Below are 16672 nucleotides of genomic sequence, written 5' to 3'. Positions count from 1 at the left end.
CAATGACATTAGAGAATATTTCTTCACCAAGTTTAGATACTTTCATAAAAAAAACTATTCAAATTCCCATTGAGAAAAACTTCATTTGCTTAAGAAGCCTAAACCCAAAAAGAACAAGATTTGAAGTTGAATATTCACTTGAAAAAGGTAGTTGCACTAATTCTTTTTTATTTCAGTCCTCTCAAAAAGAATATTCTAAATCACATGATTATATTTTAATTCATCCTCCTGGTTTAACATTTGAAAAAGAATTTTTAGAAGAGCTTGAGACATTAATTAGGAGTGATTCAGCTGCAATCAAGTTAGTCATGGGTCATATCAATCCCAATAAAGTAGCTTTTGTAAAAAAAATGAATGTGAAATATAAAAATTTAACGGTTATTTGCTCTAATCCAGGTGCAAAATTATTCAAGGAGATTTGGAATTTACGCAAACCATCCCAAAATACAAATCCTAAAGAAGCATTGGAGACAGTTGAAGTTCTTCCAAATATACAAATCATTAAACAATTAGAAACTCTGTCACTAGACAGTAATTTTGAGATTACATTCATTCCTGCCCCAACAGCTCGCTGGCCTGGTGGACTAATTGTTTTTGAAAAGCAAACTGGTTTTTTGATGAGTGATAAATTGTTTGGTGCGCATATTTATGAAGAAAAATGGGCTGAATTAAACAGTAGTAGCACAGAAGAAGAGAGAAGACATTACTTCGATTGTCTAATGGCACCAATGTCCACGCAAGTGAATAGTATTATCGAAAAATTTGAAGACTTTGAGATTGATACGATAGTGCCCGGACATGGACCTGCTATCAGCGGTAGTTGGAGGAGTTTATTAAACAACTACCAAAGCTGGGGAGAAAGCCAAAAATACAGCAACTTAAGAGTTGCTCTATTATTTGCTAGTGCATATGGAAATACTGCTGCTATTGCTGATGCCATTGCTAGAGGCATTAGTAAAACAGGGGTCAAAGTTAAGATTATTAATTGTGAATTCACCCCATCAGATAGTTTAGTCACTGAAATTCGTAAAGCAGATGGATATTTAATCGGATCGCCAACATTAGGAGGACATGCACCCACCCCGATTGTTTCAGCACTTGGCTCGCTTTTGGCTGAGGGAGACAGAGGAAAGCCGGCTGGAGTATTTGGAAGTTATGGGTGGAGTGGGGAAGCTCTTGATTTACTTGAAAAAAAATTAAAAGATGGAGGCTTTAAATTTGGATTCAAACCTATAAAAATCAAATTCAGTCCTGATCCTTTAATGATTAAAAAACTTGAAGAAACAGGTATCCAATTTGGTAAGCAATTAATTAATGCAAAATTACGTCAACAAAGAAAGGCTAATGTTGGTTTAAATACAAGTAAAAGTGATCCAACAATTAATGCACTAGGAAGGGTCGTCGGATCACTATGTATATTGACTGCTCAAAAAGGAGATGAAGATAATCTGATCAGCGGAGCTATGGTTGCAAGTTGGGTTAGTCAAGCAAGCTTTTCTCCTCCTGGTATTACGATTGCAGTCGCTAAAGAAAGAGCTGTAGAAAACTTACTTCATACAGGAGATAACTTTGCTTTGAACATTTTAGAGCAAAACAATCACCAAAGCCTCCTTAAGCAATTTCTTCAATCATTCAAACCTGGAGATAATAGATTTACCGATCTTGAGATCAAATTAAGTCCAAGCAATCAGCCATTACTCAACGAAGCTTTAGCTTGGCTAGAGGGTACAGTTAGTCAACGAATGGAGTGTGGGGATCATTGGCTGATATATGCTGAGATTAAACATGGAAAAGTCATTAAAAAAGATGGAGTCACAGCAGTTCATCATCGAAAAACCGGAGCGAACTACTAGATCCATTACATAAACGACGACATCCATTTACACTTCCCTTTTGATTAACAATGTCTAATAAAAAGCTTCTTGTTATAGCTGCTAGTAATGGTGAAAATCTCAAACTAGCCAAAAGATTTCTAATCTCAGGCAAGGAACTAAATTACTCATGCGAATTACTTGATTTGACCGAATCAAAAAATGATTTACCTATATTTAATCCACGTCAAAATTCAAAAGATAAAGCACCAGAAAATCTTAAGTCGATCAATTCGCAAATGGAGAGGCACTCACACTGGGTCATTTGTGCGCCTGAATATAACGGCTCAATTCCTCCAATTCTTACAAATGCAATAGCTTGGCTGTCTGTGCAAGGAACAGATTTTCGAAGTTTATTCAACGAACGTCCCATTGCAATTGCAAGTTTTTCAGGAGGAGGATGTATGGAGTTATTACTTTCGATGCGAATTCAATTAACCCACCTTGGTGCATTAGTATTAGGTCGTCAATTAGCTACGAATAAATCAAAAATTGCTGAGGATCAATCAATCAACGCCATTCTAAATCAACTACTACAACTAAATCATACAAATTAAATCTATTCCTCATCTTTACCACTACTTGATTGGTTATTAGACTGCAACTCATACCATGTCTGCAACACTTTTTTTGCCATAGGTAGAGCATGCACTGAACCACCACCAGGAGTATTCTGCGCAAATGCAACAATAACTATTTCTCCAGATTCATAAGGTGCAAAACCAGCAAACCATGCATGATCAGCACCTCCACTACTATCTTCAGCCGTTCCAGTTTTACCAGCGACTGGAGGGAGAGTAAAGGTATCTTTATTTATTCCCATGCCTGTACCACTAGTTACTACTTTTCGAAGACCGCGACGAATTGTATCGAGTGTCGTATCATGAATATCTACTTTTTCTAAATATTTCTCTGATCTCCAATTTATATTGGCATCAACTAAATGAGGAGTAATCAAATAACCACCATTTGCAAAAACTGCATATGCTCTTGCTAATTGCAATGGAGTAACTAGAACAACAGATTGACCAATAGATGCACTAGCCATGTCCTCTACGATCCAAGGGGTTTCTCCAGGCTTACCCAAGCCACGACCCTCATCAGCCCATTTCTTATTCCCTACTAAGCCTTTATTTTCATCAAGATAAGTTTCTATCCCACTATAATTATCGAAGCCAAGTTTGATTGCGGCATCATATAAAGCCTTCGAACCAGAACCAACTCCAACTTGGTAAAAGAAAGTATTACTTGAGACTCTGAATGCATCTTCATAGCCTATCCACCCAAAACCTCTTTTATTATGTTCTGGAAAACAATGACTCCCATATGTAATACAAGGAACCGTCTTTAATTTTTGATTAGCAGGAAATTTCCCACTTTCCATACCAGCTATAGCAGTAACAGGTTTCCATGTACTTCCTGGATCATACGCATTAAATGCTCTACTCAAAAGAGGAAGATTAGTTGACACAAAAAGATTGTCATATTGTTTATTTGTAAAAGGTTGAGAAAAAAAATTAAGATCGAAAGTAGGTTTACTAGCAATTGCTCTAATTGCACCTGTACGTGGATCCATCGCTACAATTGCTCCAGCAATTTTATCGGACAAAACTTTTTCTGCAGTGAGTTGTAAGCCCAGATCAAGAGTTAATTTGATATCCTTACCAGCTTTAGGCAACTTTAACCCCAGGCTCCGTTGAACCGCACCTATTGAATCAATCTCAAGCATTTCACCTCCCCATTCACCTCGCAATTCAGATTCAAAAGCTGCTTCTATACCTTTACGTCCAATTCGATCAGATAATTTATAACCTCTTTCTGAAAGCTTAGAGAACTCATTTTGCGTTACTAACTGTGTATAACCCAAAGCATGAGCAGCTAAAGACTTATAAGGATAGTTTCTAACTAAACCAATATCAATTTGAGCACCATACAAGTTATTCTCTTGTTCTTTAAACCTTATAACTTGCTCCTCTGATAAATCAGTTAATAGTACCTTTTTATAAGGAGTGTCAGAATGACTTCTATTAAATGCAAACTCTAATTCATCAGTAGAAACATTTAACAAATCAGATAAAGATTTTCTCAGATCAATCCATGCACTATTAGTTAAAAGTCTAGGTTGAATAGATAATGAATAAAAGAGTTTATTATCAGCAAGAACTACACCATTACGATCTAATAATCTTCCTCTTATTGGTGGATTAGCAATTAGCTTGATTCTATTTTCTTCTGATAGTTTTTTATAATATGATCCATTCATTATTTGTATCCAAAAAAGACGCACACCTGTAACTGAAAAAATTAAACAAATAAACAAAAAGAAAATCAGGGGTTGATTAAAAGCACCTACATGCTTCTTAGAACTTAAATATAATTTTTCTTTTTTCTTCATTAAGAAAAGTAAGAATATTTATTAATTATCTATTTTTAATGAGTCATTGTTCAAACAACGTCTCAATTCATCTAATTTAGTGTCAATTCTATTTAAAGTTGAGACTAAAGAATCGTGATCATTGATTTCATAATCAGGATAATTCTCTTCAACTGTTACATCAACTGAAACGACTGGATAACCTAAGCCGGGAATCAATTGATCAATCTTTTCCCTCACTCTCTTTGCAGAGGGCTCACCATCAACTTGGAACTCTGTAAATGGATCTTTTGATTTGATTACATCCATTATTTTTTGAAGTCCACCGGTTTTAGCATTTTGAATAATACCCATACCAAAAGGTAAAGCAGACTCTATTGCAAATAAATGAAAATCCTTTAATTGATCTTGAGCCATAATGGCTTTATAAACGCTACTTCAGAATACCTGTTTCTGATGTTGAGAAGTAAGGGGTACAACTATTATTAGAAATACCTATGGACCAACCCGCAAAGATTGACATTACAATGGCTGCTGCGAATGGAAGAAAAGCTTGATGGGTGGTTTCTAGAGTTAACCATTCTCTCCAACCTCTTATAAAACGTTCTCTAGCAAACCTATTACGCTCTTTTGAAGCTTGATTAATTTTTTTTCTAAAAGACTTTTCTACCCAACGCTCAAAAGACTTTTTTTTAGTTACTGCCATTTTTCTCTCTACTTCTAACAATTGTCCAGCAGTAAGATGAGGGTGAAAAGTTCCTATTAATTCAAGTGTTTTTAAAAACATTTCAACTGCAGCATCTTTAATAACACGCTCTTCGTCTGTAAGAAAAGTCCAATCAACTTCAGGATAAAAGCGAGTTCTATTAAGATTGATTTGCTCCTCCCCTAACTGGCCAGGCTCTCTCAACCATCTATCAGTATTGTTGTCGAATCGTCGCCAATATAGAAAAGGATTAATATAAATAACCTTTCCAGAAATAGTAATACTATCATTCTGAAGCCTTCGGCTTAAATGAGAATCAGTCTGTTGTGCAACTGTCAAAAGTAATCAGCCATTGAACTAAGTTATCTTTTTTTGTTGAAAGAGACCACCCCCTGACATATGATTGCTCAACTTAAGAATATTCAAATTGGTCTAACTTCAAAAAGTGCAGATAGAATTATTTTGATCAATGTCTATTTAACTCTCAAATAATAAATTTGAGTAAGGATGCTTTCAGACTTGATTTCGTACGAATTTTCTCAACAAGCGAAATCCAAATTTTTACAGGAACAAGTATCTTCTTTAATCTATTCATGCAAAACAACAATTTTTCAGTTATGTTCATTGCGAACATACTCACACAAGGCAATGCTACGTAAGCAAGAAAAAAATGCTGTCACAAGAGGAGTAATCCTTGCTATCGGTTGGGGATGGGGTTTAGATAGATTTTATGAAGGTGACAAAAAAGGAGGCATTCTATCAATCGTTGGATGGGGAATTGTATTCACAAGTTTTCTATATTTCAAATGCTCAGGTATAGAATACGTCGATGGTGTAAAAAACTCTTCCAACTACAGTCCAAACCCTCTAATAGTTCTTCCGCTGTTAGCAGGTTTATATGGAATATATTTAATTCTTAGAAAAGGTTTTAGATTAGCAAAACAATTTGAAAATGCGGAAGACTAAGAATCTGCAGGCCATAAAACAATTTAGCCTCATGCTCTAAGTCATTTTGATTTGTAATAGTGATAAAAAGTCCTCAGAGGAGTAGAAATAAAGTGACAGGCCAACTCCTCACACAATCGTTCTGTTAAAAAAAGCACCTAACTTCTTGTAAGAAGAGTGTTTTTTTAATAAATAATTTTTGAATTATCTAACATGATTGTCAATAAACACACCTGCTCATATTTGAGTTTTCCATCAGATGAGTAAAGATGTCTTTGTGAGAAATTGACATATTCCACGGTGCAAACAAGGAAACATTTCCACCTGATCTCAAAAAATTAAATGTGAACGGTATTCTCTACAAGTTTTTACATGAATGAAGCTACGATTAAATTAAAATAAATTATTAACTACAATCAAATGACTGAAGAAAATAAAATAAACAAAAAAAATTGCGGTGGAAAAGGCAAAGCGATGTTTGCCTATGGCATAATTCAACTAGGTTCTAGTGTCGTTTCTGCTGTTGCTCTTGCTGTAATAGCCGTTGGTTTTTGTTCTGTCAAACAAGAGTCTAAAGTATTCAACGAATGTGTTGCAGAGGTTCAAGCGACTGGAAAGAGTACTTCCAATTCAGTTCGCTTCTGCAATGGTGGTAAGTAAATATAAGTCAATAAGGAAAAAGATTAATTCACTAAATTTCACTAATAATCAAGATTATAAATAGGGTGCAAGAACTCTCACCCCATTTTTTATTTCTTGAAATTTTCCAGTGTTCATTGCGTTCACCATGCTCTTAATTTGTATTCGAAGTAAACACAGATGATTTTATTTGATTAAGGTAACCTTTCCATTTTCTCTCTAAATTGATTTTGGTTGCGCTCAATGCTGATAAAGCTTAAGCATCACGAATTTCAATGCTAGTTCTGGTTTCATCTGCAAAATGGATTTCAAGTTCATTACTAAAGATATCCGTGCCGTTAGAGGGAATAACAAGAGGTAAATTTCTATAAGTAAGTAAGCAATTTTTCATGTTTAATTCCTTCGATGAATAATTACCCTGGTGCTGTCCACCCTCTGTCTTAAACTCACCTGCCTCTGTTCTCGACCAAATAATAAACCAATCAAGTTGTTCCAATTTTTCTAATTTTGCTTCATTCAATGCGTGATAATCGTCAGAATCAAAAAAATCCATTATCGATGTCTCTACACCCTCGCCATCAACTTCTATTACTCCTTCATCCAAGTGGATTTGATATTCTTCTGCTCCGTCCTCTTCCAGAAGAACCTCGTTATTAAAGGTCTTCTGTGCTAGTGCCAACATTTCCTCTTTTCTATCATCAAGAATCTTACTGATAACCATATCTTCGTCCCAATGACGCTCATCAATAATGTATCTGAGTGATCCAAATCTCTCAGAAAGTGCTTTATTAGCAGCATCTTTAGCAATCATCGCTGCCTTTTTACTATCTTCATCAAGTTCCTGTTTTAAGCGTTTTAAGTCACTCGCAAGTGCATCCATTTTTTTGTAGAAATGGCCATAATATTTTCCATCTCTGGTTTTATCAGTTGAGTAGAAAACCTTAATGTATTGAATATCCCCGTTGTAAGTAACTTCGAATGACATTAGATGCTAAAACTCTCTGTTATTAAATGATCACGCCTTTTTCGAACTCTGGCCACAATTAATTTGCTTGTTTGAAATGCAAAGAAAGATCCAAAGAATAAAAAAGTGACAAATTTGATTATTCATCTACTTTTTATAAACAAATATTTTCACTCCATAAGATTAAATGTAATAATTAATTATTTTTTAAACGAACTATTTCCTCAATCAAATACTTAAGTAAATTCATCAAATTAATTATTTATTTTAGACCTAGTAAAAGACTTGCTGAAACTCATCTATGGGAATTTCTTCAGTTTAGATCTTCCTCCCCAATCATTAGCTTCTCTACAAGACATTTCAAAGATAATTCATTTGAACTCACCAATAACTAGATACTGGTATGAAATCATATACACGAAAGACTGTATAAATAGTTCTCAATAACTTTTTAGAGAAGTCAATGCAAGAGCAACTCTCAAATGTCACATAAAATAAAGATCTCTTGGCGAAGCAATCACAAGGCTACTGCTTTATCTCGCTGAAGAAATATAAAGCCAAGTAATCTGTACATTAGTAGTAAAATATATTTCAATAGACAGTCATGATAAAATAAATGGAAAGTTCTGATAAAAAAGAGCAGGAAAACAATAAATTTAAAGCGGTTAAAGCATTTCCACTTGCTTTTGCTTTAGATAAAATTGAAGAAAATCTTACTATTTCTACTCAACTCCCTTCTAAATATTCTAAAGAACAAATAATTAATCAAGCATTCAAATTTCACTCACAAGGAAATATATTAGAAGCATTAAGATATTATCAACATTTTATAAATGAGGGATTCAAAGACCACAGAGTTTTTTCTAATTATGGAATCATTTTAAAGAATCTTGGAAAATTAAAAGAAGCAGAATTATCGATTCGAACAGCGATTGAACTCAAGCCTGACTATGCAGAAGCGCATTCAAATCTGGGAAACATATTAAAAGATCTTGATAACTTAGAAGAAGCTGAAGTATCGACTCGAACAGCGATTAGACTCAAGCCTGACTATGCAGAAGCGCATTCAAATCTGGGAAACATATTAAAAGATCTTGGTAACTTAGAAGAAGCTGAAGTATCGACTCGAACAGCGATTGGACTTAAACCTGATTTTGCAATGGCTCATTCCAATCTGGGAAGCATATTAAAAGATCTTGGTAATTTACAAGAAGCTGAAGTATCGACTCGAACAGCGATTGGACTCCAGCCTGACTATGCAGAAGCGCATTCAAATCTGGGAAGTATATTCAGTAATCTTGGTAACTTACAAGAAGCTGAATTATCGACTCGAAAAGCGATTAGACTCAAGCCTGACTATGCAGAAGCGCATTCAAATCTGGGAAGTATATTAAGTGATCTTGGTAACTTAGAAGAAGCTGAAGTATCGACTCGAAAAGCCATTGAACTTAAACCTGATTACGCAATAGCTCATTCCAATCTGGGGAGCATATTGAGTGATCTTGGTAATTTACAAGAAGCAGAAGTATCTACTCGCAAAGCTATTGAACTTGAACTCAAACCTGACCATGCACAAGCTCATTGCAATCTGGGAAGCATATTGAGTGATCTTGGTAACTTACAAGAAGCAGAAGTATCTACTCGCCAAACTATTGAACAAAATCCTAATCTCGCAGAAGCTTTTTTTAATCTATCTCTCATACAACTCCTAAAAGGAAATTATAAAGATGGTCTAGAGAACTATGAGTTTAGATTAAAAAAAAAGAGACCTGCTCTTATTCACGGCAAGACAAAACTTAAACGAATCGACAATCAACTATCAAACCAAGAAAGCAAGATTTTAGTCGTTAGTGAGCAAGGTTTAGGAGACACACTTCAATATATGAGATACATACCTTATTTAAGAAAGAAAGGTCTTGATGTCTCTTTTTCTGCTCAAACCAAACTACATTCATTGATCCAATCTTCAGCCATTGATCAAAATCCATTAACTCCAGAACAAGTAGAAAAAGTTTCAGCACGTCAATGGATTCCACTATTATCTTTAGCTAGATATCTCAAAATCAGTCCAAAAAATCCAATCATTTCTCAACCATACATATTTTCAACAGATCAATTCACTCAAAAATGGAAAAATATTTTTTCTAAAGAAAAAAGACCAATCATTGGGATTAATTGGCAAGGAAACCCGGAGATGGAAAAGCGTTCTTACCACGGACGATCAATTCCTTTAGAAACTTTCTCGCTTCTTTTTAAGCAGAATGAACTATCAATACTTTCTCTACAAAAAGGGTTTGGTTCAGAACAATTAGAACAATGCTCATTTAAAAATAAGTTTGTTGAATGCCAACCACAAATTAATTCCACTTGGGATTTTCTTGAAAATGCTGCCATCATCCAGAACTGCGATTTGATTATTACTTGTGATACATCAATTGCTCATTTAGCTGGAGGAATGGGAAAAAAAGTTTGGTTACTTTTAAGAGATATACCCTTTTGGACATGGGGACTAAAAGAAGAAACAACATTTTGGTATCCATCGATGAGATTATTCAGACAACACGAGCGACATAATTGGCAAGAAGTGATGGAAAGAGTATCAATCGCACTTAAAAAAGAAATATGTAAGTAAGGTTTTAACTTTATAACTACAAAGTAGTAGTCTTTACTATTCCCACTCAATGAAACCCCAAATATTCCTTATAATCTCTTTCCCGTATGCAACCAATTTCCCCTCAATTCTCGTGCAAAACATATGGGGAAGGCATAGAAGAGATTTTCTCCCTTTTAAATTTCCATTTTAGACATTGATTTAAAGATTGAGAAGTCATATAAAGATCAACTGTTTAGATCCCTCTATGAGTTCAAACATGATTTCAGAAAGAGTCAACAAAGCATAGATTGACTAGAATTAAGAGTAAGATGTTTAAAATTCAAAAGAAAATAAACAATGGAGAGGCCTGAGAAGCAAGAACCAGGTAAGCGTAAAGTCTCTGAAATTAAAACATTCTCAGTTCCATTTACTTTAGAAAAAATCAAAGAAAATATTACAATTACTACCAACACCGCATCTAAACATTCTAAAGAACAAATAATTAATCAAGCATTTAATTTTCATTCACAAGGGAACATAAAAGAAGCAGTAAAATACTATCAATATTTGATAAATCAAGACTTCAAGGATGAAAGGGTTTTCTCGAATTATGGGGTAATCTTACAAAATCTTGGTAAGTTACATGACGCAGAATTATATGCACGCAAAGCCATTGATCTTAAACCTCATATTGCTGAAAATCATTCCAATCTGGGAAATATATTAAGAGACCTTGGCAAGTTACATGACGCAGAATTATCACAACGCAAAGCCATTGATCTTCAACCTAACTTCGCAATGGCGCATTACAATCTGGGAAATATATTAAGAGACCTTGGCAAGTTACATGACGCAGAATTATCACAACGCAAAGCCATTGATCTTCAACCTAATTTCGCTGAGGCTCATTTAACCCTCGGAACCGTATTAAAAGATCTTGGCAAATTACATGACGCAGAATTATATGCACGCAAAGCTATTGATCTTAAACCTGATTACGCAATAGCTCATTCAAATCTGGGGAATATATTGAAAGATCTTGGCAAATTACATGACGCAGAATTATCACAACGCATAGCCATTGATCTTAAACCTGATTACGCAATAGCTCATTCAAATCTGGGGAATATATTGAAAGATCTTGGCAAATTACATGACGCAGAATTATCACAACGCAAAGCTATTGATCTTCAACCTAATTTCGCCGAGGCTCATTTAAATCTCGGAACCGTATTGAAAGATCTTGGCAAATTACATGACGCAGAATTATCCACTCGCAAAGCTATTGAATTGAATCCTGATTTAGCTGAGGCGTATTCCAACCTTTCATACTTAGAGCTGTTACATGGAAATTACCATTCTGGTCTAGAGAACTATGAGTTTAGATTTAAAAAAAAGAGACCTGCTCGTATTCACGGCAAGCCAAAAATCAAAAGAAAAGATAATAAAGAATTTCAAAAAGGAGAAAAACTTTTAGTTATTAGTGAGCAAGGTTTAGGAGACACACTTCAATATATGAGATACATACCTTATTTAAGAAAGAAAGGTCTTGATGTCTCTTTTTCTGCTCAAACCAAACTACATTCATTGATCCAATCTTCAGCCATTGATCAAAATCCATTAACTCCAGAACAAGTAGAAAAAGTTTCAGCACGTCAATGGATTCCACTATTATCTTTAGCTAGATATCTCAAAATCAGTCCAAAAAATCCAATCATTTCTCAACCATACATATTTTCAACAGATCAATTCACTCAAAAATGGAAAAATATTTTTTCTAAAGAAAAAAGACCAATCATTGGGATTAATTGGCAAGGGGATCGAGAGGCAGAAAAGCGTTATCAAGGGCGATCAATTCCTTTAGAAACTTTCTCGCTTCTTTTTAAGCAGAATGAACTATCAATACTTTCTCTACAAAAAGGGTTTGGTTCAGAACAATTAGAACAATGCTCATTTAAAAATAAGTTTGTTGAATGCCAACCACAAATTAATTCCACTTGGGATTTTCTTGAAAATGCTGCCATCATCCAGAACTGCGATTTGATTATTACTTGTGATACATCAATTGCTCATTTAGCTGGAGGAATGGGAAAAAAAGTTTGGTTACTTTTAAGAGATATACCCTTTTGGACATGGGGACTAAAAGAAGAAACAACATTTTGGTATCCATCGATGAGATTATTCAGACAACACGAGCGACATAATTGGCAAGAAGTGATGGAAAGAGTATCAATCGCACTTAAAAAAGAAATCGCAACAAACTGATTACTGAAACACTAATACCTTATCGAATAATTGCTTTGCAATTTCTTAGTAGATATAATAAAGAGCATGGTTTTTAGTTGAAGATGTGAAATGTTAAGTGAGACAAACAAGGTCTGAACTCAAAGGATCGATCACAATCACGCCCCTGATTACACGAAAAACACTATTCGAAGGCTTCCCAACAGTGGGAATTAAAGCCATCCTGAATCAGTTCAGACAAGGTGAATACAGATTAGAGCTAATAGTAAAATTCTTGAAATCTAATATGGAAAAAAGATTGACATTAGTAGTAAGGTAGCAGATATAAAAGCTAGAGATAAGAAATGGAGGGGTCTGAGAAACGAGAGCACAAAAAAAATAAAACGGTTGAAGTGAGCAGATTACAAGTGCCATCTGCTTTAAGAAAAATAAAAGCAAATATTGATAGTAATACAGCAGGTCAAATCTCTAAAGAAGAGCTAATTAATCAAGCATTTAAATTTCATTCACAAGGTAACATTTTAGAAGCAGCAAAATATTACCAAGATTTCATCAATCAAGGATTCGAGGATCATAGAGTTTATTCTAATCTTGGAATCATTTTAAAAAATCGTGGCAATTTAAAAGAAGCAGAAAGCTATTACCGAAAATCCATTGCCATCGATCCTAATTATTCAAATGCTCATGCCAATTTAGGAAATATATTGAAAGATCTTGGTAACTTAAAAGAAGCAGAACTATCTATTCGAAGAGCAATTGAACTCAATCCTAATTTAGCAATATCTCACTCCAATCTAGGAAATATCTTGAGAGATCTCGGTAACTTAAAAGAAGCAGAACTATCTTTTAGAAGAGCAATCACACTGGACCATGATTACGCAGTAGGACATTTCAATCTTGGAAATATATTGAGAGATCTTGGTAACTTAAAAGAAGCATTTGATTGTTACCTTAAAACAATTGAAATTGATCCAAATTATCCTAATTTTTACCCATTCATCACAAGATTTTTAAACGAATCAAATCCATCTTTATTAAATCAAACAAAGTTAAAAATTATTTTAAATGATCTACTGAAAAGGAATGATATTCCACATAAAGAATTATTTAATGCTTTTAAATTTTCTTATATAAATAAAATAGAAAATAATCAAGGAAAATTAAATTTAGAATATAGCAAAAATGGATTGTTTTCAAGTGAAAGAGTCTTCATAAATGCTCTTAAAAAAATTATATTTAAAGATTATAGATTAGAGATGTTACTAACAAGTATTAGGAAAAATACATGCGATCAGATTGAGAAAAATAAAGTTGAATTAAATGACTATGAATTGGAATTTATTTTTGCTCTAGCCGAGCAATGCTTCCTTAATGAATATATTTATTCATTTTCAAAAGAAGAAGAGTTATCTATTAATAAAATTATCCAACTATGTATAAATGGAGAAATAAATGAACAAAATATTGCAATAATAGCTTGTTATTATCCACTATATAAAATTCTTGATCAACTGCCATCCTTAAAAAATTTTAATTCTTCTAATCCAAGTTTTAATGAACTAATAATATTACAAGTATCAGAACCTCTAAAAGAAATTAATTTATCTAAAAGCATAAAAAAGTTAGGCATTATAACTGATGATATTTCTAAGCAGGTAAAATCTCAATATGAGCAAAGTCCATATCCTAGATGGCGGTATGGAAATATATTTAATGAAAAGAAGTTCTCAAGTATACAAGTAATTAACAATGAGATTAAACCCAATTCAATAGGACTGAATTTCTATAATAAAGAAATCAAAATTCTTATTGCTGGATGTGGAACAGGTAATCAAATCTTGCAATCACAGAAGTATACGAATGCTCAAATAATTGGTATAGATATAAGCTTATCTAGTCTTTCCTACGCCCAACGGAAAATAAATGAACTTGGAATTAATAATGTGGAATTAATTCAGATGGATATCTTAGAAATTAGTTTACTAAAGGAAAAGTTTGACATTATTGAATGTAGCGGCGTGTTACACCATATGAATGATCCTTCAAGAGGCTTGAGAGCTTTATTAGATGTTTTAAAGAATAATGGTTTTCTGAAATTAGGCTTATATAGTGAACTAGCAAGAAAAAATATTGTTCAAGCAAGAGAGTATATCAGCACTAACAATCTTCAATCCAATGATCAAGACATTCGAGCTTTTAGAGAGAATATATTTTCTGACAAGATTAAACAAATAAGTAATCTTAGAAATAGCGGTGATTTTTTTACGATGTCTGAATGCCGTGATCTTTGCTTTCATACAAAAGAACATAGATTCACAATTAACCGCCTGCAAAAAACTTTTAAATCTAATGGATTAGAATTTCTTGGTTTCTTAATCCAACAACCAATTAAATCTCTCTATACAAAAAATTTCCCACAGGATACAAAGCAAATAAACTTACAAAACTGGGCAAGATTTGAAGAAAAATTTCCCAATACCTTCGGAGGAATGTATCAGTTCTGGGTTTGTAAGACAAGGATCTAAGTATTTCAAAATCTTGAAAATATGTGATTTTGCAGAGACAACCATCTTGCTGAAACTTTTATAGAGTAATGGTTACAAGTCGAAGTGTTTTTTTAATTTTATAACTAGCTTTTCGTAGTCGATGGCATTCCCAATGAATCGTTCATACCCTAAATATTCTTACAATCCGAGTCCATCAAACAAAGAATTTCCACTCACTTCTCGTGAGATATGTGTAAGAAAAATTTTTACCCTTTTATATACCCATCTTAGAGATCACGTCAATCATATGACACCCTGTTTAGGTTTAGTAAGATTGTCCTCCTGTCTTAAATCTCTAAGTAGAGAAATAATATGCAAAATATGATTATTGTTCCATCGATGATTTCATTTGTCATTAGAGAAGCAATCAACAAGACTTATAATTATGAATAAAGTGCTAATCATCAAAGGAGAAAAAATATGAAGGAATCTAATCAAAATAAAACAAGAAAGATGAATTTTTCTGAAGTCACAATATTCTCTGTTCCATTTGATTTAGGAAAGGTAAACGAAAATCTTACTATTAATACAAATTCTCCTTCTAAATCTTCTAAAAAACAATTAATTGATAAAGCGTTTAGTTTGCATTCAGAAGGAAACACTTTAGAAGCCGCAAAATATTATCAATTTTTAATCAATCAAGAATGTAATGACCACAGGGTTTTTTCTAATTATGGAGCAATTCTTCAAGGGTTAGGAAAATTAAAAGACGCAGAATTATCAACTCGGAAAGCCATTGAAATTAATCCTAAATTCGCTGATGGTCACTTTAATCTTGGAATAATATTAAAAAATCTTGGCAAATTAAAAGACGCGGAATTATCACAACGCAAAGCAATTGAAATTAATCCTGCTTTCGCAAATGCTTATTCCAATCTGGGGAATATATTGAGTGATCTTGGAAGATTAAAAGAAGCAGAATTATCACTACGCAAAGCAATTGAAATTAATCCTACTTTAGTTGAAGCTTTTTGGAATTTATATGCCATATCTAATAATATTAAAGAAGCAGAAGAAAGAATAAATCAATGTCTTCGAATTGATAAAAATTTTTTAAAAGCAAAACTGACTCTTAGTGCTTTAAAGTTACATCAAGGAGATAAATCATTATTTAATAAGTTAATAGAAACTTCTCTCAAAGATCATCCTTATATGAGTTCCATCAAATGGGTTTCATCTTTACCCTATTTACCAGAATTATTTTTTCATAGATGGGCTTTATTTGACAGTATGATTAAAAAAAGTAAAAAGAACCGCCCCTTTTATGAGTTTGGTGTTTGGCGTGGTGCCTCATTTAAGTATTTAATTGATACTTTCAAAAATGGTTATGGGTTTGATACTTTTGAAGGCTTACCTGAAGATTGGTATGGACAGAAAAAAGGAAGCTATTCAGCAGAAGGCGTAATTCCTAAAATTGATGGCGGTACATTTATAGAAGGTAAATTTGAGGATACACTTCCAAATTTTTTTGCAAAGCCTAAACCTAGAGCATCAATTATAAATTTTGATGCCGATCTTTATTCTTCTACGCTCTGCGCTTTAAATTATTCAAAGAATATAATAGATGAAGATACAATTTTAATATTTGATGAATTTATTATTAATCAAAACTGGGAGCAAGACGAATATAAAGCACTGAATGAATTTTGCTCTAATCACAACTTCACCTACGAAGTACTTGCCATTTCCTATATGACAAACCAAGTAGCAGTTAAAATAATAAACTTATAGTTTATTATTTAGTCGTATTATTCCCACTCAATAAAACTTTCATAAAAAGACCCTTTAAG

The 16672-nt window shown here is 33.4% G+C and carries 12 protein-coding genes; 8 read left to right on the top strand and 4 right to left on the bottom strand.

Translation table 11 applies throughout. From position 1 onward, the window contains the following. Positions 1-2 precede the first annotated feature (2 nt). Complete coding sequence (locus tag O5639_RS07865; RefSeq protein ID WP_269623996.1) at positions 3-1853, top strand: diflavin flavoprotein; 1851 nt, start codon at positions 3-5, stop codon at positions 1851-1853. A 50-nt stretch (positions 1854-1903) separates the two neighbouring features. Next, complete coding sequence (locus tag O5639_RS07860) at positions 1904-2428, top strand: NADPH-dependent FMN reductase (RefSeq protein WP_269623995.1); 525 nt, start codon at positions 1904-1906, stop codon at positions 2426-2428. A gap of 2 nt (positions 2429-2430) precedes the next feature. Here the strand turns inward: O5639_RS07860 and mrdA are convergent, their stop codons facing one another. The 3 genes from mrdA to O5639_RS07845 are packed head-to-tail and all read right to left on the bottom strand — an operon-like array spanning position 2431 to position 5290. Next, positions 2431-4266, bottom strand: a complete 1836-nt coding sequence (mrdA, locus tag O5639_RS07855) for a penicillin-binding protein 2 (protein ID WP_269623994.1) — start codon at positions 4264-4266, stop codon at positions 2431-2433. A gap of 21 nt (positions 4267-4287) precedes the next feature. Beyond that, positions 4288-4662 carry a hypothetical protein gene (locus O5639_RS07850; RefSeq protein ID WP_269623993.1) on the bottom strand — a complete coding sequence of 125 codons (375 nt, stop codon included), beginning with the start codon at positions 4660-4662 and terminating at the stop codon, positions 4288-4290. A 16-nt stretch (positions 4663-4678) separates the two neighbouring features. Next, positions 4679-5290, bottom strand: coding sequence for a hypothetical protein (locus O5639_RS07845; RefSeq protein ID WP_269623992.1), 612 nt, complete (start codon positions 5288-5290; stop codon positions 4679-4681). A 309-nt stretch (positions 5291-5599) separates the two neighbouring features. On the opposite strand from O5639_RS07845, the gene O5639_RS07840 reads away from it, so the two are divergent. Both O5639_RS07840 and O5639_RS07835 read left to right on the top strand, forming a co-directional pair. Next, the gene (locus O5639_RS07840; protein ID WP_269623991.1) at positions 5600-5917 is read left to right on the top strand and encodes a hypothetical protein; all 318 of its coding nucleotides are present in this window, start codon (positions 5600-5602) and stop codon (positions 5915-5917) included. A 399-nt stretch (positions 5918-6316) separates the two neighbouring features. Then, a complete protein-coding gene (locus O5639_RS07835; RefSeq protein WP_269623990.1) occupies positions 6317-6556 on the top strand; it encodes a hypothetical protein in 240 nt (79 codons plus the stop codon). Between the two features lie 235 nt (positions 6557-6791). Here the strand turns inward: O5639_RS07835 and O5639_RS07830 are convergent, their stop codons facing one another. Further along, the gene (locus O5639_RS07830; RefSeq protein WP_269623989.1) at positions 6792-7520 is read right to left on the bottom strand and encodes a hypothetical protein; all 729 of its coding nucleotides are present in this window, start codon (positions 7518-7520) and stop codon (positions 6792-6794) included. A gap of 595 nt (positions 7521-8115) precedes the next feature. On the opposite strand from O5639_RS07830, the gene O5639_RS07825 reads away from it, so the two are divergent. The 4 genes from O5639_RS07825 (at position 8116) to O5639_RS07810 (ending at position 16613) form a co-directional block, all read left to right on the top strand. Continuing rightward, positions 8116-10131 (top strand): tetratricopeptide repeat protein, encoded by a 2016-nt coding sequence (locus tag O5639_RS07825; RefSeq protein ID WP_269623988.1) that lies wholly within the window; start codon positions 8116-8118, stop codon positions 10129-10131. 318 nt (positions 10132-10449) lie between these two features. Next, complete coding sequence (locus tag O5639_RS07820; RefSeq protein WP_269623987.1) at positions 10450-12357, top strand: tetratricopeptide repeat protein; 1908 nt, start codon at positions 10450-10452, stop codon at positions 12355-12357. 323 nt (positions 12358-12680) lie between these two features. After that, positions 12681-14861 (top strand): tetratricopeptide repeat protein, encoded by a 2181-nt coding sequence (locus O5639_RS07815; RefSeq protein ID WP_269623986.1) that lies wholly within the window; start codon positions 12681-12683, stop codon positions 14859-14861. A gap of 441 nt (positions 14862-15302) precedes the next feature. Further along, complete coding sequence (locus O5639_RS07810) at positions 15303-16613, top strand: protein arginine N-methyltransferase (RefSeq protein ID WP_269623985.1); 1311 nt, start codon at positions 15303-15305, stop codon at positions 16611-16613. Positions 16614-16672 lie beyond the last annotated feature (59 nt).

Origin of the sequence: Prochlorococcus marinus str. MIT 1214 (assembly GCF_027359355.1) — a bacterium.
GTDB lineage: Bacteria > Cyanobacteriota > Cyanobacteriia > PCC-6307 > Cyanobiaceae > Prochlorococcus_B > Prochlorococcus_B marinus_F.
The sequence above is the reverse complement of the archived record's forward strand: the minus strand, read 5'-3'. Positions and strand labels throughout refer to the sequence as shown.

What these genes read in the sequence shown, in the direction of transcription:
- O5639_RS07865 (WP_269623996.1), top strand. Translation starts at nt 3, where the DNA reads ATGACATTAGAGAATATTTCTTCACCAAGTTTAGATACTTTCATAAAA.
- O5639_RS07860 (WP_269623995.1), top strand. Translation starts at nt 1,904, where the DNA reads ATGTCTAATAAAAAGCTTCTTGTTATAGCTGCTAGTAATGGTGAAAAT.
- mrdA (WP_269623994.1), bottom strand. Translation starts at nt 4,266, where the DNA reads ATGAAGAAAAAAGAAAAATTATATTTAAGTTCTAAGAAGCATGTAGGT.
- O5639_RS07850 (WP_269623993.1), bottom strand. Translation starts at nt 4,662, where the DNA reads ATGGCTCAAGATCAATTAAAGGATTTTCATTTATTTGCAATAGAGTCT.
- O5639_RS07840 (WP_269623991.1), top strand. Translation starts at nt 5,600, where the DNA reads ATGCTACGTAAGCAAGAAAAAAATGCTGTCACAAGAGGAGTAATCCTT.
- O5639_RS07835 (WP_269623990.1), top strand. Translation starts at nt 6,317, where the DNA reads ATGACTGAAGAAAATAAAATAAACAAAAAAAATTGCGGTGGAAAAGGC.
- O5639_RS07830 (WP_269623989.1), bottom strand. Translation starts at nt 7,520, where the DNA reads ATGTCATTCGAAGTTACTTACAACGGGGATATTCAATACATTAAGGTT.
- O5639_RS07825 (WP_269623988.1), top strand. Translation starts at nt 8,116, where the DNA reads ATGGAAAGTTCTGATAAAAAAGAGCAGGAAAACAATAAATTTAAAGCG.
- O5639_RS07820 (WP_269623987.1), top strand. Translation starts at nt 10,450, where the DNA reads ATGGAGAGGCCTGAGAAGCAAGAACCAGGTAAGCGTAAAGTCTCTGAA.
- O5639_RS07815 (WP_269623986.1), top strand. Translation starts at nt 12,681, where the DNA reads ATGGAGGGGTCTGAGAAACGAGAGCACAAAAAAAATAAAACGGTTGAA.
- O5639_RS07810 (WP_269623985.1), top strand. Translation starts at nt 15,303, where the DNA reads ATGAAGGAATCTAATCAAAATAAAACAAGAAAGATGAATTTTTCTGAA.